Here is a 17,557-nt window from a genome sequence, read left to right on the forward strand (position 1 = left end):
TCGCGATGGAAGCGTTCACCACCTACACCGGGCGCGCGGTGCCGCTGCGCCGCAGCAACGTCGACACCGACCAGATCATCCCCGCCGTGTGGCTGAAGCAGGTCAGCCGCACCGGGTTCGACAAGGGCCTGTTCTCCGCCTGGCGGGAGGACCCGGACTTCGTCCTCAACCGGCCCCAGTACGAGGGTGCCGGGATCCTCGTGGCCGGACCCGACTTCGGCACCGGATCGTCCCGCGAGCACGCCGTCTGGGCGCTGCAGCAGTACGGCTTCCGCGTCGTGATCGCCTCGCGCTTCGGCGACATCTTCCGCAACAACTCCACCAAGATGGGGCTGCTGCCGGTCGTCCTCACCGACGAGCAGGTCGAGGCGCTGCAGGACGCGGCCGAGAAGGACCCCGCCCTGGAGATCACCGTCGACCTGGAGAAGCGCGAGGTCCGCTGGGGCGCCGACGTCGCCTCCTTCGAGATCGACGACTACACCCGCTGGCGGCTCATGGAGGGCCTGGACGACATCGGCCTGACCCTCCGCCACGCCGACGCCATCACCGAGTTCGAGTCCGCCCGCAACCCGCTCCTCCCCACCACCGCGTAAGCTGTGCTGGGCCAGGGGGCAGGACCCCTGGCCCGCTGGCTACGGACGCACCCACATCGCCGGTGCCGTGACCACGCGACGACCTCGACGGTTGCGATCGCGTCCGAAGGCGGTTTCGAGCGAAGCGAGAAACCGATCGCGCAGCGAGCCGCAAGGCGAGTCGGAGCGATGCCAGCGATCGCCCGCGGTGCCCGACGATGGAGGGCCGCCAGGCCCGAAGGAGGAGGGCACTGCCATGAACACAGAGCCGGAGTGGGACGATCCGGCTCTGACTCGGCTCGCGCGGCAGTTGCGTGACGCTCACCGGGCCGTGGCGCCGCTCCCTCCGCAGGACCGGCAGCGGCTCATCCGGCACCTGCTGGCGATCACCGATCTGGCGAAACGGGACGCCGAACTGGCCGCCCGCAGGCTGGACGCGTTCCTCGCCGATTTTCAAGACGGCCCCGACGTCGGTTAGCGTGCGCAGTGACCGGATCCGGTCCGGTCGCCCGGCGAGACGGGGGCGAGGCCGACAAAAACGCCAGCGACACGCCAACTCGTGCGTGCAGGTGATTGTGTCCTTGCTGAGGGTCCCTTAGTTTCGTTCGGGCAAGGGGGGAACTAGAGGAGTAACCCATGAACAAGCGTGAGCTGGTCGACGCCATCTCTGACCGGCTGGGCAGCAAGAAGGCCGCAGCCGAGGCCGTCGACGCCATCCTGGAGGCGATCCAGAACGCCGTCGCCAAGGGCGACAAGGTCGCCATCACCGGGTTCGGTTCGTTCGAGAAGGCCGACCGGCCTGCCCGTACGGCCCGCAACCCCGCAACGGGCAAGACCATCGAGGTTCCCGCGACGTCCGTGCCGAAGTTCAAGGCGGGCGCCGACTTCAAGAACCTGGTGGCCGGCAAGAAGTAGCCGCACCGCGCCAGCGCTCGGGACCGTGCCAAAAGCCGGTCCCGGGCGCTGCCGCTTTGTTCGGGCCGGTCAGGACGGGAGCGGGAAGGTCGACAGGGTCACCACCGTGACCCGGTCCCCGTCCGTCGCGAGGTTCACCCGCTGGCCGAACCGCAGCAGCCGCAGCCCGCCCGCGGCGAACGCGTCCGCGTCGAACGGCAGCTCCGTCCCGTCGTCGAGCAGCACGCTCCCGGTCCGCGTCTCCGCGTCGAACGCCTTCACCGTCCCCTGCATGACCGGAACTCTAGGCCAACGACGGCAGCCGGGACGCGACCTCGGTGGTGCGGGGGCCGGCGCCGAGGGCCAGGGCGGCGCGGAGGTCGCCGGGGGTGTCGACGTCGCGGCGGACGCTGTCGGTCCCGGGCAGCGCGATCTCGCGGGCGCCGCGGGCGCGGTGCGCGGCCCGCGACTCGCCGCCGAACGCGGGGGAGAACGGGACGCCCGGCCGGGCCGTGTACAGCGTCGTGCCGACACCGGCCGCGTCCGGGACGAACGCCTCCGGCACGGCCCCGGCGGCGTCGAGGACGCGGCCGAGCTCGCCCGGCCGCAGCGCGGGCAGGTCGGCCGACAGCGCCCCGACCCCCGCGTCGGGGGCCAGCTCGCGGCCCCGGCCCGCGCCGTGGACCAGGGCCGGGTTCAGGCCCGCGTCCGGGACGTCCGGCACGATCGTGGCGCCGAGCGCGGCCAGCTCGGCGGCGGGAAGGGGGTCGTCGGTGACGACGATCACGCCGCGGACCCGGTCGCAGCGCAGCGCCGCGGCGACCGTGTCGGCCGCCACCGCGAGCGCGAGCGCCTCCCGGTGCGGGCCCGCGGCCGCGGACATGCGGGTCTTGGCCTTGGCGAGGACCTTCACGGGGACGATGAGCGACCACCGGAGGGAGGGCGTGCCGGGCGCCGGCATGGACGGTGCTGGTGTAGACATGGCAACTCGACACTATGCGCACGCAACCGCGACACTTGAGGACACCCCACGTTCACCCGGGGGACGGATAGAGGAGGGGGCGTCTTATGAGCGAAGGGAAGCGGGGCGCGCGGGGGGCCGTCACCTCGCAGGGAGCGCGGATGGGCCACGCGTATTCGCCGGCATGGCGCAGGCTCACGATCGTCATCCTGCGCCCGCTGCTGTTCGGGCTGCTCAAGCGGGACTGGCGCGGGCGCGGCAACGTGCCCGGGAAGGGCGGCGTCATCATCGCCGCCAACCACATCTCCGAATCCGACCCTCTCGCGCTCGCGCACTTCGTCTACGAGGCGGGCCGCTACCCGGTCTACCTGGCCAAGTCCACGCTGTTCGACGTGAGGTTCATCGGCGGCGTGCTGCGCGGCACCGGCCAGATCCCCGTCTACCGCGACCGCGCCGACGCGGCCCTCGCCCTCGAGGACGCCGAGAAGGCGCTGCTGGACGGCGAGTGCCTGATGTTCTACCCGGAGGGCAGCTGCACCCGTGACCCCGAGCTGTGGCCGATGACCGGGCAGACCGGGGTCGCGCGGATGGCGCTGACGACCGGCGCCAAGGTCGTCCCCGTGGCGAGCTGGGGCGCGCACGAGCTCATGCCGTACAAGAAGGGCGAGCAGAAGGGGCTGGCGGGCAGCCTGAAGAAGGGCTTCCATCCGCTGCCCCGCAAGACGATGAAGGTGATCGCCGGGCCGCCGGTCGACCTGTCGGAGTACGAGGGGCGCCCGCTCGACCGGGAGACGCTGCGGGCCGCCACCGACGACATCATGACCGCGATCACCGGGCTGCTCGGCGAGCTGCGCGGCGAGGAGCCGCCCGCGGAGCGCTACGACCACCACAGGGTGCTCGAAGAGCGCCGCGGCGCCGCCGCCGGGCCCGCGGTCCCCGAGCCCGCGCCGCCGGCCGAGGCGGAGTCCGGCGGGCGGCGGGCCGCGGAGCCGAAGGCGGCCGACTCGTGACCTTCCGTACCGCGGTGATGGGCGCCGGATCCTGGGGGACGACGGTCACCCGCCTGCTGCACGACGCGGGCGGCGACGTCGTCCTGTGGGGCCGCCGCCCCGAGGTCGTCGAGTCGATCAACGAGCGGCACGAGAACCCCGACTACCTGCCCGGGGTCCCGATCCCGGAGGCCGTCCGCGCCACGCTGGACCCGGCCGAGGCCCTCAAGGGCGCCGACTTCGTCGCGCTGGCCGTCCCGGCGCAGACGCTCCGGCAGAACCTCGCCGGCTGGGTGCCGCTGCTCCCCGCGGAGGCCGTGCTCGTCAGCCTGATGAAGGGCGTCGAGATCGGGACGTCCAAGCGGATGTCGGAGGTGATCTGCGAGGTCGCCGACGTCCCGGAGGAGCGCGTCGCCGTCTTCGGCGGCCCCAACCTCGCCCGGGAGATCGCCGGCGGGGAGCCCGGCGCGGCCGTCGCCGCCTGCGTGGACGAGGACGCCGCGGTGCGCCTGCAGGCCGCGACCATGACCCCGTACTTCCGCGTCTACACCTCCACCGACGTGGTCGGCTGCGAGCTGGGCGGCGCGGTGAAGAACATCGTCGCGCTGTGCGTGGGCATGTCGGTCGGGCTCGGGTTCGGCGCGAGCACCCAGGCGGTGCTGATGACGCGCGGGCTCGCCGAGATCGCCCGGCTGGGCGCCGCGCTCGGCGCGGACGAGCACACCTTCGCCGGGCTCGCCGGGATGGGCGACCTCGTCGGGACGTGCATGTCGCCGCTGTCGCGGAACCGGACGTTCGGCGAGAACCTCGGCCGCGGGATGACCCTCGACGAGGTCATCGCCGCCACCAAGCAGACCGCGGAGGGCGTCAAGTCGTCCGAGGCGGTGCTGGAGCTGGCCCGCAAGCACAACGTCGAGATGCCGATCACCGAGGCGGTCACCGCGGTCCTGCACCACGGCATGCCGATCAAGGAGGCGGCGATCTCGCTGATCTCGCGGTCCCCGAAGCCGGAGCGGTACGGAGTGTGACCATGATCGCCGCGCTCGTGGCCCGCGCGGGCTGATCACCGGTAGGGTCGGGCCTCATGTCCCAGGTTTCTAGGATCCGCGTGGCCGTGGTCTTCGGCGGGCGCAGCTCCGAGCACGCGATCTCCTGCGTCACCGCGGGCGCCGTCATGGCCGCCATCGACCGGGACCGGTACGAGGTGGTGCCGGTCGGCATCGCCCGCGACGGGCGCTGGGTGCTCCCGCCCGCGGACCTGCGGCTCGCGATCGAGGACGGCCGGCTCCCGGAGGTGACCGGCGAGGGCGGCGTCCTGGCGCTGCCGTTCGACCCCGAGAGCCGCGGCCTGATGGTGGTCGAGCCGGGCAAGGTGCCCTCGACCCTCGGCGACGTCGACGTCGTCCTGCCGCTCCTGCACGGCCCCTACGGCGAGGACGGCACGATCCAGGGCCTGCTCGACCTCGCCGGGATCCGCTACGTCGGCGCCGGGGTGCTGGCCAGCGCGGTCGGCATGGACAAGGGGTTCATGAAGCTCGTCTGGCAGGCGCGCGGCCTGCCCGTCGGCCCGTACGTCCTGGTCGGCGACCGGGAGTGGCGGCGCGAGCGCAAGCGCAAGATCGACGAGATCAAGGAGCTGGGCCTGGCCGCCGGGACCCCGGTGTTCGTCAAGCCGGCCCGCGCCGGGTCCAGCATGGGCATCACCCGCGTGACCGACGAGGCCGGGCTGGAGGCCGCGGTCGAGGCGGCCCGCGAGCACGACCCCAAGGTCATCGTGGAGGCGGCGGTCGAGGGCCGCGAGATCGAGTGCGGCGTCCTGCAGGGCGTGGACGACGGCCCCGCCGAGGCGAGCCTGCCCGCCGAGGTGCTGATGGCGGGCGGCCACGACTTCTACGACTTCGAGACCAAGTACCTCGACGGCTCCACCACCATGGCGATCCCGCCGGACCTGCCGCCCGCCGCGATCGAGGAGGTCCGCCGCATCGCGGTGCAGGCGTTCGACGCGCTCGACTGCGAGGGCCTCGCCCGGGTCGACTTCTTCCACACGCCCGACGGCCGGTGGATCCTCAACGAGATCAACACGATGCCCGGCTTCACCCCGGCGTCGGCGTTCCCGCAGATGTGGGCGGCGACCGGGCTGGACTACCCGGCGCTGGTCGACCGGCTGATCCAGACGGCGCTGCGGCGGTCCACCGGGCTGCGCTGAACGTCGGGCTGAAAGTGCAGGCTGAACGTCAGCCGTACGGCAGCCAGTCGCCGCCCTTGAGGGTGGACGCGTCGGTGGCGTGCGCTCCGCCGTCGGAGAACGTCCAGAGGGTTCCGCCCACGAGCAGGGAGCGGTCGACGCCGTTGCGGCCGGTCTTCCCGGGATGGCGGACCGTGCCGGTCTCGGTGATGCGGGTTCCGGCGACCTTGAGGACGAGGGCCTCGGCCGCCCCGCGGCCGGGCCGCAGCACGGGGACGACCGTCAGCCCGGTCTCCGGCCAGTACAGGAAGGCGTGCGGGTCGAACTCCGCCCGGGAGCTCGTGCCGGGGAGCTTGTGGGCTCCGACCCGCCGCGGTTCGCCGGAGACGTCGAACAGGGAGATCTGGAGGCCGCTCGTCCGGCCGGAGGTGTCCGCGTCCTGCCCGACGCCGAGGAGTCTCCCGTCCGCCGTGGGGTGCAGGTAGGCCGAGTAGCCGGTGATCTTGAGTTCGCCGGTGAGGCGCGGGCGCCGCGGGTCCTTCAGATCGAGCGTGTACAGCGGGTCGGTCTGCCGGAACGTGACGACGTAGGCCCCGGCGCCGATGAACCGGACCGAGTGGATTCGCTCTCCCTTGCCGAGCCCGTCGACGCGCCCGATCTCGGTGAGCGACGCGTTCCGCTGTGCGAGGACGTACACCGAACTCTGGGACGACCTGTCGCCTGGCACCGGCCGGCTGGTCGTCGTGGCGATCCGCAGGTTCCCCTCGTGCTCCGACATCGAGTACTGGTTGAGCAGGGAGCCCTTCACCGAGCCTGACGCCACGTAGCGGGGACGGCCCGCGCCACTGACGTCGAACTTGTAGATGTCCGTGCGCGGCTGCACTCTCTTCTGCGGCGACCGCGTGAACGGCTGCGGGGGAGTGCCGGTGACGTACAGGCTCTTGCCGTTGCCGTAGACCGTCGATCCCTCCGCGGTCACCGCGATCGGCTGCGGATCGCCCAGGCCCTTCGACAGATCGAACGTCAGCATGGTCAGCATCGAGGAACCGGCATACGCGGACGGGCGGCTGACCTGGTCGCACGGCGCCCGGTAGGTCTGGCCGGCGTCCGTTTCGAAGGCGGGCAGCCAGGCTTCCAGCGGGGCGGCCCAGACGGCGTTCCGGTTCTCCGAGGTGGCCTTGTCCGCGTCGCCCCTGCCGGGGAAGTCGATGCGCGGGCGCGACTGCACCACGACCCGGACCGTCGAGCCGCTCTGGCGGGCGTCCAGGTAGTCGGCGGTGGACGTCATCGAACCGATGATCTTCGGCGCGCCCGCCACGTCGACCAGGGTCAGCCGCATCAGCTGCTCCGGCACGGGCAGCGGGCCGGCGCCCGGCCCCGGCCGGTCGAGCGGGATGGCCCGCTGCTGCCGGCTCGTCACCAGCACGCGATCGCCGCTGAGGAGCAGTTGCCCGTTGCCGTACCGGGTCTCGCCCGGCAGTTCCAGCGAGTGCGCCACCTTGCGGGTCGCCGGGTCGATGACCCTGAGCCGTCCGTCCGCGAGCGCGATGATCCGGCGGCCGTCCGTCTTCACGAGGTCGGGCTCGTCCGCGCCCGCCTCGTGGGAGTTGGTGGTGGAATGGGGTGGAGCCTGGCCCTGGGCCCGCGACTCGGCGCCGCCCGGGACCTTCCCCAGCGCCCAGGTCCCGTCGGCGGGGAGGACGGGCATGCCGTCCAGCCCGGTCGGGCCCACCCTGTCGACCGTGGCCTTGCGCAACTCGTCGAGGAGCTTGCCGCAGCCGTCATAGGCGACGAGGCGTACCGGCGATGCGGGGGCCGGCCGTCCGGGGGGCTCCGGAGAACCCGAGCACCCGGCCAGCAGGAGCATCGTCGCGGCCGGTACGAGGATGCGACCACGCATGGGCCTTAGACGCTCGCATCACCGTCCTGGTTCCCGCGGATTCCCTCCGATTTTCCGGTGATCTCTGGCTAACGCGGCCGTCAGAGCGCTGAAATCGTCCGGAAACAGCCGACCGGCACGATCGGACCACGGACCGAACCCGACCGGAAGGAACGCCCTCCCATGCCCTCACCCGCCATGTTCGACCTCCACGACCCCGGCAGCCGGGACGTGCCCGGCCACGACCACTGGCACCCCGACCTGCCGGGCGTCGCGGAGGTCATCACCGGCGGCTCCGTCCGGATGGAGTGCCCCGGCCGCGGTCCCGGCGACGGCGTCCTGCTGTGCGGCCCGCTCGTGGTCGTCGGCGCCGAGCCCGGCGACGTGATCGTCGTGGACGTGCTCGGCGTCGGCCGGACCGGCGGCGCGCACGACACCGGCGGCCACCCGGGCATCATCGGCTGCGCGCCGTCCGACCCCGTCGCGCTGCCCGCCGGCGCCCGGGGACGCGACGTCGGCGGCTGCCGCATCGCGCCGCTGTCCGCCGGCTCGCGCGTCCTGCTGCCGGTGCGCGTGCGCGGCGCCAAGCTGTCCGCCGGCGACCTGCACTTCCCCGCGCGCGGCGGCGACGGCTGCGACGGCGCGGCGGCGCCCGGCTGGATCGACCTGCGCGTCAACCTCACCCGCCGCGGCGTCGAGCGGTTCCGCGTGACCGGGCCGATGCTGATGCCCGACCCGTCCCCGCGCGTCGCCTAACCCTCCTTCCGCGCGCGCCTCTCGTGCTTGGCGATCAGCGTGTCGATCTGGACGCTCAGCCGGGAACCGAGGGGCCAGCCGATGTAGTGGGTCAGGAAGATGCCGATCTCGCGCAGCTCGTCCGGTGCCAGCTCCCCGTTGGCCAGCGCCGCCGGGATCTGGATGTCGAGGACGTCGTTCAGCCCCTGACCGGCCAGGACGCCGAGCAGGAGGAGCCGCCGGTCGCGCATGGTCAGGCCGGGACGCGTCCAGATGTCGCCGAAGAGGTGGTCGACGGTGATGCCGAAGAACTCGCCGGGCGCGTCCCCGATCTCCCAGCCGTAGACCTGCCGCATCATCTCCAGCCCGCGTTCGCGACGCTCGTCCCTGCCCTCCGCGGGGAGATCACCCTCACTCATCGCCCTCACCCTCCAGCCCGAGCCCGGCGCCGAACCGTTCGAGGGCGATGCGCGCCAGCGGAACGTCCACCCCCAGCTCCTCGGCCAGTTCCAGGGCGAGCGACAGGTCCTTCTCGCCGAGGTCCCGGGTGTGGCTGAGGATCTCGTACAGGTCGTCGTCCGGCTTCAGGGGCGCGGTCGTCGGACGCAGCATGATCGAGCCCGCCCCGCCGGTGATCGCGTCGGTGTGCCGGACGACCCGGCCGAGCTTGCGCAGCGACACCCCGGACGCCTCCGCCAGCCGCTGCGCCTCGGCGGCGGCCGTGAACGAGATGAAGTGCAGCATGTTGCGGGCCAGCTTCGTCCGGGTGCCCGCGCCGACCGGGCCCATGTGCAGGACGAGGTCCGCCCACGCGCCGAACGGTCCGCGGCAGCGCTCGAACGCCTCGTCCGTGCCGCCGGCCATCACCGCGAGGCTGCCCGCGCTCGCGCCCATGAACCCGCCGCTGACCGGCGCGTCCACCACCTCGATCCCGTACCGCCGGGCCCGCGCGGCGAGATCCTCGGCGGTCCCCGCGCGGATCGTCGAGTGGATCGCGAGGACCGTGCCCGGACGGGCGGTCGCGATCGCCTCCTCGCCGACCTCGGTCACCTGGGCGTCGTCCCGGACCATGATCGAGACCAGGTCCGCGTGCGCGGCCACGTCGGCGACGCCCTTCGCCGCCCGCGCCCCCGCCTTCACCAGCGGCGCCACCGCCTCGGCCCGCGCGTCGTACACGACCAGCTCCCCGCCGGCCAGGTGACCGGCCATCGGCGCGCCCATCCGGCCGAGCCCGATGAACCCCACCCTCATGCGTGTCTCTTGCGGGGGGACGACCCCCCGCGCCCCCCGGTTCGCTTCGCTCATGCCCTGAACACCTCGCCGCCGTCCACGTTCACGATCTGGCCCGTTATCCATGCGGCCTCGTCCGACAGGAGGAACAGGCACGCGCCGACCAGGTCTTCGGGGGAGCCCATCCGCTTGAGCGCCATCTTGTCCTGGACGATCTTCTGCGACATGTCGCCCGGGACGACGGCGCGGTTCGCCTCGGTGTCGATCGGTCCGGGCGCGATCGCGTTCACGCGGATGTTCATGCCGCCCAGCTCGTGCGCGAGCTGCTGGGTGAGCCCGTTGACCCCGACCTTCGCCAGCCCGTAAAAGCCGGAGTACTGCCACGCAGCCGTGGACGACTGGTTGACGATGGAGCCGCCCCCGCGCTCCTGCATGTGCGGGTAGCAGGCGCGCGCGCACAGCAGCGCGCCGTCCATGTTCACCGACATGAACTTCTTGTAGTAGCCCCAGTCGACGGTGAAGAGGAAGTCCAGTTTCATCGTGCCGAAGATGGCGGCGTTGTTGACGAGGTGGTCGATCCCGCCGAACCGCTCCTTGGCCGCCGCCGCCATGGCCTCCACGGACGCGGGGTCGGAGACGTCCGTCCGCACGAACAGGCCCTTGATGTCGTCGGCGACGCCCTGGCCGCGCTCGTCCACGTCCGCGACGACCACGCGCGCGCCCTCGGACGCCAGCGCCCGCGCGTACGCCTCGCCGATCCCCTGCGCGGCCCCGGTGACGACCGCGACCCTTCCCTCGAACCTCACAAGCCCTCCGCGATCGCCTGGGTCTCCAGATACTCCTCGAAGCCGGCCACGCCCATCTCGCGGCCGATGCCCGACTGCTTGTAGCCGCCGAACGGGACGTCCGCGCCGTACCAGACGCCGCCGTTCACGCTGACGGTGCCGGTGCGGAGCCGCCGCGCGACCCCGCGGGCCCGCTCGGCGTCGCCGCCGTGCACCGCGCCCGACAGCCCGTACGGCGAGTCGTTCGCGATCCGCACGGCGTCGTCGTCGCCGTCGTGCGGCAGGATCACCAGCACCGGCCCGAAGATCTCCTCGCGCGCGGTCCGGCAGTCGTTGGCCAGCCCGGTGATCAGCGTCGGCTCGATCCAGAAGCCCCGGTCGCGGCCCTCCGGACGGCCGCCGCCGCAGGCGAACGCGCCGCCCTCCTTCGCGGCCAGCTCCAGATAGCCCTCGACGCGCATGCGCTGCCGCGCCGATATCACCGGGCCGCAGATCGTCCGGTCGTCCTGGGGGTCGCCGACGCCGAGCTTCGCCAGCGTGCCCGCCGTCACCTCGACGGCCTCGTCGTACCGGTCGCGCGGGACGAGGATCCGGGTCGTGATCGCGCAGCCCTGCCCGGCATGGGCGACGCCCGAGAACGCCGCGTACGCGCACGCGGACCGCAGGTCGGCGTCGTCCAGCACGATGAACGCCGACTTGCCGCCGAGCTCCAGGAACACCCTCTTGAGCGTCGCGGCGGCGCTCGCCATCACGTCCCGCCCGGTCGCCGTGGACCCGGTGAACGACACCAGGTCCACCCGCGGGTCCCGGCTGAGCCGCGCGCCCAGCTCGTGATCGGACGAGGTCACCACGTTCACCACGCCCGGCGGGATGTCGGTCTCCGCCGCGATGACCTCACCGAGGACGGCCGCGCACCAGGGCGTGTCGGGCGCCGGCTTCAGGACCACGGTGTTGCCTGCCGCGAGCGCGGGGCCCAGCTTGGCGAGGTTGATCTGGTGCGGGAAGTTCCACGGCGTGATGGCGCCGACGACGCCCGCGGCCTCCCGCCGCACCCGCCGGTGGCTCGGCATCCCCATCGGCTCGGCGCGGCCGAGGTCGCGTTCCCAGGCGTAGCCCTCGACCAGGTCGGCGAACCAGCCCAGATCGTCGACGGGCGCGTCGAGCTGGGCGCCGAACGTCAGGAACCGGGGCGCGCCCACCTCCTTGATCGTGAGTTCGCGCAGCTCGTCCGCGCGGCGCCGCAGCCCGTCCCGGAGCTGCCGCAGGCACCGGGCCCGGAAGGCGTGGTCGGACGACCACGAGGTCTCGTCGAAAGCGCGCCGGGCCGCCCCGATCGCGCGGTCCAGGTCGGCGGCGGTGGCGTCGGCGGCGGTGCCGAGCACCTCCTCGGTGGCGGGATTGATCGTCTCGAAGGCGCCGCCCGTCCCGGGGACGAGCCGCCCGTCCAGCAGAAGCAAGCGATCGGTTGTTCTGGACACGTGTCCAGACTACAGTTCAGGCCCGGGTGGAGCGCAAGGACCGATCAGGCGAATTCGTACGTCGGGGGCGAGCTCGCCGGGCGACTCAGGCGCGCTCGGCGGACGGGGGCGGCGACGTCAGGGCGAGGACCGCCTCGTTCATCAGGGCTTCGTGTTCGGGCAGCGGGGACTGGGTTCGCAGCGAGGTCCGGGCGGCCCGGAGGGCGGGCTGGGGGAGGGCCGCCACCCGTCCGGCCAGGGCCAGGGCCGTTCCCAGGGCGTCGCCGGGCGGGGTGAGGGTGGTGACCAGGCCCCAGTCGGCGGCTTCCCGGGCCGGGACGCGGCGGGCCGTCAGGAGGACGTCCAGGGCGCGGGACTGGCCGATCAGGCGGGGAAGGCGGACGGTGGCGCCGTCCAGGGACGGGAGTCCGTGCTCGAAGTTGAGCAGGCCGAACTCGGCGGTCTCGGAGGCGACGCGGAGGTCGCACCAGAGGGCCAGCTCGAACCCGCCGCCGAAGCAGTAGCCCTCGATCGCGGCGATCACCGGCTTGGACGGGCGGGTGCGCGTCACCGCCATCGGGGGCGGGCCGACAAGGCTGGGGGCGGGGAACTCGCCGGCGGCCATCGCCTTGAGGTCGTTGCCCGCGCAGAACGTACCGTCCGCGCCGGTCAGGACGGCGACCGCGGCGTCGCCCGACAGGAAGTCGCGGACGGCCCCGGCCAGCCGGCGCGCCGTGGGGGCGTCCACGGCGTTGCGGCGGGACGGGCGGTCGAGCGTGATGATCTCGACGGGGCCTCGGCGTTCGGTGCGCACGGTCATGGGCGTCCTCGCTATCTAGATCGGTCGTCATAGACTAGATAGATCGATCTAGTAAGGGCAATGGCTAGGGTGGCGGGATGACGCGCGACACACGGACCCGGCTGCTGGAGGCCGGTGCGCAGCTGTTCCGGGAGCAGGGGTACGCCGGGACGGGGCTCAAGCAGATCACCGCGGCGGGCGAGGCGCCGTGGGGATCGCTGTACCACTTCTTCCCGGGCGGGAAGGAGCAGCTGGGGGCCGAGGCCGTCCGGCATTCGGGTGACCGGTACCTGCGCTTGTTCGACCTCGTCTTCGAGCGCACCGAGCAGGACGTCGTGCAGTCGGTGCGCGACTTCTTCCAGCTGAGCGTGGACGCGCTGCAGAAGTCGGACTGGGCGGACGGGTGCCCGATCGCGACGGTCGCGCTGGAGGCCGCCAGCACGAGCGAGCCGCTGCGGCACGCGTGCGCGGAGGTGTTCGCCTCGTGGGAGGCGTCGGTCGCGGGGCGGCTGCGCGGGGCCGGGATCGCCGAGCGGCGCGCCGGAGATCTGGCGACGTACGTGCTCAGCGCGTTCGAGGGCGCGCTCGTGCTCAGCCGGGCGGCGCACGACGTCCGTCCGCTGAAGGTCACCGCGGAGGTCGTGGCGGGGACGCTGCGGGCCGAGCTCTCCTGACATGCCGTTCCAGCGGGTCAAGGTCGCCGCCGTCCACCGCGCCGGAATGATCGCCGCCGGTGGCCGCGCGAGGCGTCCGGATATGCCAGGCTTATGGAGCCTGTTTCCCGTCCCGAGGAGAGCGTCCGTGCCTCACCCCGACCTGCCGGAGCGCATCGGCCCCTACCGGGTCGTGGACCGCCTCGGCGAGGGCGGCATGGGCACCGTGTACGCGGGGCTGGACACCTCGGGGCGCAAGGTCGCCATCAAGGTGATCCGGCGGGAGTTCGCCGCCGACCGCCAGTACCGGGCGCGGTTCCAGGCGGAGGTCGCGGCGGCGCAGCGGGTCCGGCCGTTCTGCACGGCGCCCGTCCTGGACGCCGACCCCGCCGCCGAGCCGCCCTACCTGGTGACCGAGTTCGTCAACGGGCCGAGCCTCGACGCCAACGTGGTCAAGGAGGGGCCGCTGCGCGGCGCGGATCTGGAGGCCGTCGCGGTCGGCATCGCGACCGCGCTGACCGCCATCCACGACGCGGGCGTCGTGCACCGCGACCTGAAGCCCGCCAACGTGCTGCTGTCCACGTTCGGCCCGCGCGTCATCGACTTCGGCATCGCCCGCTCCCTGGACGGGACGCGCCTCACCGCGACCGGCGGCATCGTCGGCACCCCCGCCTTCATGGCCCCCGAGCAGCTGGACGGGCGCGGCGCGACCCCGGCGTCCGACGTGTTCGCCTGGGGCGCGACCGTGGCGTTCGCCGCGAAGGGCGGGCCCTGCTTCGGGGGCAACTCGATCCCGGCGATCATCCACCAGATCGTCAGCGGCGAGCCCGACCTGAGCGGCCTGGACGGGACGCTGCTCGGCGCCGTCCGGGCGGCGCTGGCCAAGGACCCGGCGCGCAGGCCGTCCGCCCAGTCGCTGCTGGACGGCCTCATCTCCAGTGGCGTCCGCCAGCAGCCCGACCGATCCCGGACGTCCGCGCGGGAGCCCGTCCGGGAGCGCGCGCAGGCGCCGTCCCAGCAGTCCCAGTCCGCCCAGCAGGCGCCCGCCCGGCCGTCCGCGCAGTCCCGCGGCCCGCAGACGTCCTCGATCGTCCCGCCTCCGGCCTCGCCGCTCGCCGCGGGGGAGGCGGAGGCGCTCGTCGAGCGGCAGTACCGGCAGGCCGCGCAGGCCGGCGACCCGGCCGCCATGCGCAACCTCGCCGCGCTGCTCAACGGGCAGGGGCGGACCGCCGAGGCGGAGACCTGGAACCGCTACGCCGACGCGATCGCCGCCCGCCCGTCCACCTACCCGCAGCAGCAGGCGGCGGCATACCAGGGGCATCCGGCGGCGCACCACCAGTACGCGGGCGGGTACCACCCGCACGCCAAGCCGCCCGTGAACAGCCTGGCGATCTACGCGGTCTCCATGGGCGCGGTGGGGCTGATCACGTGCGGGCTGCCGTCCATCCCCGCGATCGTCGCCGGGCACATGGCGTGGGTCCGGCTGCGGCGGTCCGGCGAACGCGGGCTGGGGCTCGCGGTGACCGGCATCGCCCTCGGCTGGATCATGGTCGCGCTCTGGGCGCTGATCGCCTTCGGCGCGGCGCTGCCGGACGAGCCCTGATCGGAAAACACCTGATCGGAAAACACGTTGCGGCGCCCCATGATCGATGGCACCGTAGACGACGTCAGCCCGTCCAAGACGGAGCAGTGAGAGGAGGACCGGCCATGGCTCTGGAGCAGTATCGACTTCGACTGCCCTCGGCGTCGCACGCCCGCCCCGGCCGGTATCCCGTCTCCTAGAGACCCTCGGCCGAGCCGCCGCGAGTGACGCCACCCTCGCGATCTTCTCGCGGCTCTACTCCAACCGGTAGAGAGGCCACTCTCAGGAAGTGGATGATCCGGGTTCGAATCCCGGGAGCCGCACGCCTGCCTCCGTAGTCCAACGGTAGAGACAGCGGCATGAGGTGCCGTGTGATGGGGGTTCGAATCCCTCCGGAGGTACGACGCGGGCCGCCCGGCCCGCACGAGGGGCGGCGCCGACGCTCGGAGAGTCGGGCCTGGCTGTAACCCAGGTGTCTCGGACTGAGTGGGTTCGAATCCCACCCGCCCCACCTCGCCGTCAGAGCGTCCGGACGGAGCCGAGCACCGCCTCCAGGTCGCCCTGCGCCGTGAACGCGTCCGGCAGGGACACCATCAGCACGCCCGGCTCCTCGCCGGCGCCGCGGTGGACGACCAGGATCGCCAGGACGGCGGACGAGACCCGCCAGCCGTTCGCCCGTGCCTGCGGGAAGTCCAGCCGGATCTTCCGGAGCCAGGCCTCCCTCCCGTCGGCCGTCCGCCGCCGCCCCGACGGCAGCGCGGTGATCGAGTGCTGGACCGTGAACATCTCCCGGAGCATCCGCGCCTCGACGCGGTCGGCGACCGTCCGCGGTTCCACCGCCGCCGGATAGCCCTCGCTCTCGTCGGGGAGCGCCGGCCGGGAGAGGCTCGTGGCGTTGAAGCTCGCCCCGTTGACCGGCTCCTGCACGGGGGCGATCTGCCCCGCGGTGAACCCGCCGTCCCCGAGCCAGTTCGCGGGGGCCGCCACCCACGGCCGGCCGAGCCGGGCGTACGACAGCCCGGCCTCGGGGTCGTCGATCCGTCCCACCACCTGCGAGGACGCGCCGCCCGCCGGAGAGGAGGGCGTGCCGCCGGCGGATGCCGCCGCCGGGGACTTCGACGCGGCCTTCCCGCCCTGCCCGTCCAGGACGAGGGCCGCCGCCACCCCGGCGGCGAGGAGCACCAGGAGGGCCAGCGCGCTCGCGCCCGGGAGGAGCCATCCGCGTCCGGCCCGGCCCGCGGACTCCCGCGGAGCGGGCCGCCCCATGGGCGCGGCAGGGGCGAGGGCGGCGTCGAGGTCGGCCGCGGTCGCGGCCATGGCGGCGACCTCGCCGGGAAGCCAGCCGCCGCCGGGGTCCGGACCGCCGGCGGCGCAGCGGCTCAGCACCTCCGCCACGCCGGGACGGTCCGCCGGATCCTTGGCCAGGCATCCGGCGACCAGGTCGCGCAGCGGTGCGGGCACGGCCGCGAGGTCGGGCTCCTCGCCGACGATCCGGTACAGCAGCGCGGGGGCCGGACCCGTCCCGAACGGCGGGCGGCCCGCGGCGGCGTACGCCAGCACGGCGCCGAGCGAGAACACATCGCTCGCCGGGCCGATGCCGGAGGCGCCGCGGGCCTGCTCCGGCGACATGAACGCCGGGGTGCCGGTGGTCGCGCCCGTCGCCGTCACGGGCGCCGACTCCAGGGCGCGCGCGATGCCGAAGTCGATGACGCGCGGTCCGTCCGGCGCGAGGATCACGTTGGCCGGCTTGAGATCGCGGTGCACGAGCCCGCACGCGTGCACGGCCGCGAGCCCCTCGGCCAGCCCGGCGCCGAGGACCCGCACCGCCGGGACCGGCAGGGGGCCGTGGGCCTTGACCGCCGCCGCCAGCGACGGGCCGGGGACGTAGGCGGTGACGAGCCACGGCCGCTCGGCGTCCGGATCGGCGTCGACGACCTGGGCGGTGTAGAAGCCGCCCACCCGGCGCGCGGCCTCAACCTCGATCTTGAACCGGCGCCGGAAGCCGGGGTCGGCGCCGAACTCGGGGCGCACCATCTTCACGGCGACGGGACGGCCGCCCGCGGAGCGGCCGAGGAACACCTGCCCCATGCCGCCGCCGCCGAGCCGGCCCAGCAGCCGGTAGCCGCCGACCTGGTCCGGGTCGTCCGGTAGTAACGGATCCATGCCGCACAGCCTTTCCATGCGCACAGCCTTGCCCAGCACCCCGGTTGTTGCCAACGGGTCGTTTCTGAACTAATGTCTGGACACGTGTCCGGGAAACAGCAGCTGACGACCGAGCCCACCCGCCGCCGCCTCACCGAGCGGCAGGCCGACACGGTGCGGCGGCTGACCGACGCCGCCGTGGTGGAGGTCGGCGAGGCCGGCTACGACGGGCTGACCGTCCGCAACGTGGCCCGGCGCGCCGGAGTGGCCCCGGCCACCGCCTACACCTACTTCGCGTCCAAGAACCACCTGATCACCGAGGTGTTCTGGCGCCGGCTGAGCGCCCTGCCCCCGGTGGAGGCGGACGGGACGCTGCTCGAACGCGTGGTGGAGACGCTGCGCGAGATCGCGCTGCTGGTGTCGGACGAGCCGGAGCTGGCGGCGGCGTGCACCACCGCGCTGCTCGGCACCGACCCGGACGTCCGGGAGCTGCGGGAGCGGATCGGCGTCGCCATCCGCGAGCGGCTCCGCGCGGCGCTGCGCGACCACGACGACCCGAGGATCCTCGGCGCGCTGGAACTGGCCTACACCGGCGCGCTGGTGCACGCGGGCATGGGCTACACGTCCTATGCCCGCATGGCCGACCGGCTCGCCGAGATGGCGGAGCTCATCCTGCCCGGACCCCCCGAGTGAG

General features: G+C 73.5%; 19 protein-coding genes and 3 tRNA genes. 13 read left to right on the forward strand and 9 right to left on the reverse strand.

What is annotated here, in order from left to right; translation table 11 throughout:
• Positions 1-5: 5 nt before the first annotated feature.
• The 3 genes from leuD (at position 6) to BM339_RS00465 (ending at position 1,487) form a co-directional block, all read left to right on the forward strand.
• Positions 6-593 (forward strand): 3-isopropylmalate dehydratase small subunit, encoded by a 588-nt coding sequence (leuD, locus tag BM339_RS00455; protein WP_021598710.1) that lies wholly within the window; start codon positions 6-8, stop codon positions 591-593.
• Between the two features lie 235 nt (positions 594-828).
• The gene (locus BM339_RS00460) at positions 829-1,050 is read left to right on the forward strand and encodes an SCO5555 family protein (RefSeq protein ID WP_075019606.1); all 222 of its coding nucleotides are present in this window, start codon (positions 829-831) and stop codon (positions 1,048-1,050) included.
• A gap of 158 nt (positions 1,051-1,208) precedes the next feature.
• On the forward strand, positions 1,209-1,487 hold the full coding sequence (locus tag BM339_RS00465) for an HU family DNA-binding protein (RefSeq protein ID WP_021598708.1): 279 nt from the start codon (positions 1,209-1,211) through the stop codon (positions 1,485-1,487).
• A 69-nt stretch (positions 1,488-1,556) separates the two neighbouring features.
• On the opposite strand, the gene BM339_RS00470 is transcribed toward BM339_RS00465, so the two are convergent.
• A complete protein-coding gene (locus BM339_RS00470; protein WP_021598707.1) occupies positions 1,557-1,760 on the reverse strand; it encodes a hypothetical protein in 204 nt (67 codons plus the stop codon).
• Positions 1,761-1,770: 10 nt separating this feature from the next.
• Positions 1,771-2,448: a 2-phospho-L-lactate guanylyltransferase gene (cofC, locus tag BM339_RS00475; RefSeq protein ID WP_083597140.1), complete on the reverse strand. Its 678-nt coding sequence runs from the start codon at positions 2,446-2,448 to the stop codon at positions 1,771-1,773.
• 140 nt (positions 2,449-2,588) lie between these two features.
• Here cofC and BM339_RS00480 point away from each other — a divergent pair, with 140 nt between their 5' ends.
• The 3 genes from BM339_RS00480 to BM339_RS00490 are packed head-to-tail and all read left to right on the forward strand — an operon-like array spanning position 2,589 to position 5,622.
• On the forward strand, positions 2,589-3,437 hold the full coding sequence (locus BM339_RS00480; protein ID WP_024935332.1) for a lysophospholipid acyltransferase family protein: 849 nt from the start codon (positions 2,589-2,591) through the stop codon (positions 3,435-3,437).
• A gap of 17 nt (positions 3,438-3,454) precedes the next feature.
• Positions 3,455-4,444, forward strand: coding sequence for an NAD(P)H-dependent glycerol-3-phosphate dehydrogenase (locus BM339_RS00485; RefSeq protein WP_033331832.1), 990 nt, complete (start codon positions 3,455-3,457; stop codon positions 4,442-4,444).
• A 56-nt stretch (positions 4,445-4,500) separates the two neighbouring features.
• Complete coding sequence (locus BM339_RS00490) at positions 4,501-5,622, forward strand: D-alanine--D-alanine ligase family protein (protein WP_075019608.1); 1,122 nt, start codon at positions 4,501-4,503, stop codon at positions 5,620-5,622.
• Positions 5,623-5,650: 28 nt separating this feature from the next.
• On the opposite strand, the gene BM339_RS00495 is transcribed toward BM339_RS00490, so the two are convergent.
• A complete protein-coding gene (locus BM339_RS00495) occupies positions 5,651-7,501 on the reverse strand; it encodes a beta-propeller domain-containing protein (protein ID WP_083597142.1) in 1,851 nt (616 codons plus the stop codon).
• A gap of 162 nt (positions 7,502-7,663) precedes the next feature.
• On the opposite strand from BM339_RS00495, the gene BM339_RS00500 reads away from it, so the two are divergent.
• Entirely contained in the window at positions 7,664-8,236 is a 573-nt protein-coding gene (locus tag BM339_RS00500; RefSeq protein ID WP_033331806.1) for an acetamidase/formamidase family protein, read from the forward strand.
• Here the strand turns inward: BM339_RS00500 and BM339_RS00505 are convergent.
• From BM339_RS00505 to BM339_RS00525, 5 genes are all read right to left on the reverse strand, one after another.
• Positions 8,233-8,634 (reverse strand): carboxymuconolactone decarboxylase family protein, encoded by a 402-nt coding sequence (locus tag BM339_RS00505; protein ID WP_024935328.1) that lies wholly within the window; start codon positions 8,632-8,634, stop codon positions 8,233-8,235. The two genes, BM339_RS00500 and BM339_RS00505, sit on opposite strands and share 4 nt — an antisense overlap.
• On the reverse strand, positions 8,627-9,466 hold the full coding sequence (locus BM339_RS00510) for an NAD(P)-dependent oxidoreductase (protein WP_218163542.1): 840 nt from the start codon (positions 9,464-9,466) through the stop codon (positions 8,627-8,629). Before BM339_RS00510 ends, BM339_RS00505 begins: the two co-directional genes overlap by 8 nt.
• 50 nt (positions 9,467-9,516) lie before the next feature.
• Positions 9,517-10,251 carry an SDR family oxidoreductase gene (locus tag BM339_RS00515; RefSeq protein WP_075019610.1) on the reverse strand — a complete coding sequence of 245 codons (735 nt, stop codon included), beginning with the start codon at positions 10,249-10,251 and terminating at the stop codon, positions 9,517-9,519.
• Positions 10,248-11,708 (reverse strand): aldehyde dehydrogenase, encoded by a 1,461-nt coding sequence (locus BM339_RS00520; RefSeq protein WP_075019611.1) that lies wholly within the window; start codon positions 11,706-11,708, stop codon positions 10,248-10,250. Before BM339_RS00520 ends, BM339_RS00515 begins: the two co-directional genes overlap by 4 nt.
• An 85-nt stretch (positions 11,709-11,793) precedes the next feature.
• Positions 11,794-12,507 carry an enoyl-CoA hydratase-related protein gene (locus BM339_RS00525; protein WP_075019612.1) on the reverse strand — a complete coding sequence of 238 codons (714 nt, stop codon included), beginning with the start codon at positions 12,505-12,507 and terminating at the stop codon, positions 11,794-11,796.
• Positions 12,508-12,584: 77 nt separating this feature from the next.
• Here BM339_RS00525 and BM339_RS00530 point away from each other — a divergent pair, with 77 nt between their 5' ends.
• From BM339_RS00530 to BM339_RS00550, 5 genes are all read left to right on the forward strand, one after another.
• On the forward strand, positions 12,585-13,160 hold the full coding sequence (locus BM339_RS00530; RefSeq protein ID WP_021595866.1) for a TetR/AcrR family transcriptional regulator: 576 nt from the start codon (positions 12,585-12,587) through the stop codon (positions 13,158-13,160).
• A 127-nt stretch (positions 13,161-13,287) separates the two neighbouring features.
• Positions 13,288-14,742 carry a protein kinase domain-containing protein gene (locus BM339_RS00535; protein WP_021595867.1) on the forward strand — a complete coding sequence of 485 codons (1,455 nt, stop codon included), beginning with the start codon at positions 13,288-13,290 and terminating at the stop codon, positions 14,740-14,742.
• 228 nt (positions 14,743-14,970) lie between these two features.
• A tRNA-Leu gene (locus BM339_RS00540) sits at positions 14,971-15,044 on the forward strand.
• Between the two features lie 5 nt (positions 15,045-15,049).
• A tRNA-Leu gene (locus BM339_RS00545) sits at positions 15,050-15,122 on the forward strand.
• Between the two features lie 26 nt (positions 15,123-15,148).
• Positions 15,149-15,232: transfer RNA gene (locus BM339_RS00550), tRNA-Tyr, on the forward strand.
• Positions 15,233-15,240: 8 nt separating this feature from the next.
• On the opposite strand, the gene BM339_RS50550 is transcribed toward BM339_RS00550, so the two are convergent.
• Positions 15,241-16,884 (reverse strand): serine/threonine-protein kinase, encoded by a 1,644-nt coding sequence (locus BM339_RS50550; RefSeq protein ID WP_075019613.1) that lies wholly within the window; start codon positions 16,882-16,884, stop codon positions 15,241-15,243.
• An 84-nt stretch (positions 16,885-16,968) separates the two neighbouring features.
• On the opposite strand from BM339_RS50550, the gene BM339_RS00560 reads away from it, so the two are divergent.
• A complete protein-coding gene (locus tag BM339_RS00560; protein WP_021595869.1) occupies positions 16,969-17,556 on the forward strand; it encodes a TetR/AcrR family transcriptional regulator in 588 nt (195 codons plus the stop codon).
• The last annotated feature ends 1 nt before the right edge of the window (position 17,557 follow it).

The organism is Actinomadura madurae, from assembly GCF_900115095.1.
GTDB lineage: Bacteria > Actinomycetota > Actinomycetes > Streptosporangiales > Streptosporangiaceae > Spirillospora > Spirillospora madurae.

Coding starts and splice junctions, on each gene's coding strand:
- BM339_RS00485 (WP_033331832.1), top strand. CDS start 3,455: ATGGGCGCCGGATCCTGGGGGACGACGGTCACCCGCCTGCTGCACGAC.
- BM339_RS00500 (WP_033331806.1), top strand. CDS start 7,664: ATGCCCTCACCCGCCATGTTCGACCTCCACGACCCCGGCAGCCGGGAC.
- BM339_RS00510 (WP_218163542.1), bottom strand. CDS start 9,466: ATGAGGGTGGGGTTCATCGGGCTCGGCCGGATGGGCGCGCCGATGGCC.
- BM339_RS00525 (WP_075019612.1), bottom strand. CDS start 12,507: ATGACCGTGCGCACCGAACGCCGAGGCCCCGTCGAGATCATCACGCTC.
- BM339_RS00460 (WP_075019606.1), top strand. CDS start 829: ATGAACACAGAGCCGGAGTGGGACGATCCGGCTCTGACTCGGCTCGCG.
- BM339_RS00465 (WP_021598708.1), top strand. CDS start 1,209: ATGAACAAGCGTGAGCTGGTCGACGCCATCTCTGACCGGCTGGGCAGC.
- BM339_RS50550 (WP_075019613.1), bottom strand. CDS start 16,884: ATGGATCCGTTACTACCGGACGACCCGGACCAGGTCGGCGGCTACCGG.
- BM339_RS00490 (WP_075019608.1), top strand. CDS start 4,501: ATGTCCCAGGTTTCTAGGATCCGCGTGGCCGTGGTCTTCGGCGGGCGC.
- cofC (WP_083597140.1), bottom strand. CDS start 2,448: ATGTCTACACCAGCACCGTCCATGCCGGCGCCCGGCACGCCCTCCCTC.
- BM339_RS00480 (WP_024935332.1), top strand. CDS start 2,589: ATGGGCCACGCGTATTCGCCGGCATGGCGCAGGCTCACGATCGTCATC.
- leuD (WP_021598710.1), top strand. CDS start 6: ATGGAAGCGTTCACCACCTACACCGGGCGCGCGGTGCCGCTGCGCCGC.
- BM339_RS00530 (WP_021595866.1), top strand. CDS start 12,585: ATGACGCGCGACACACGGACCCGGCTGCTGGAGGCCGGTGCGCAGCTG.
- BM339_RS00505 (WP_024935328.1), bottom strand. CDS start 8,634: ATGAGTGAGGGTGATCTCCCCGCGGAGGGCAGGGACGAGCGTCGCGAA.
- BM339_RS00470 (WP_021598707.1), bottom strand. CDS start 1,760: ATGCAGGGGACGGTGAAGGCGTTCGACGCGGAGACGCGGACCGGGAGC.
- BM339_RS00495 (WP_083597142.1), bottom strand. CDS start 7,501: ATGCGTGGTCGCATCCTCGTACCGGCCGCGACGATGCTCCTGCTGGCC.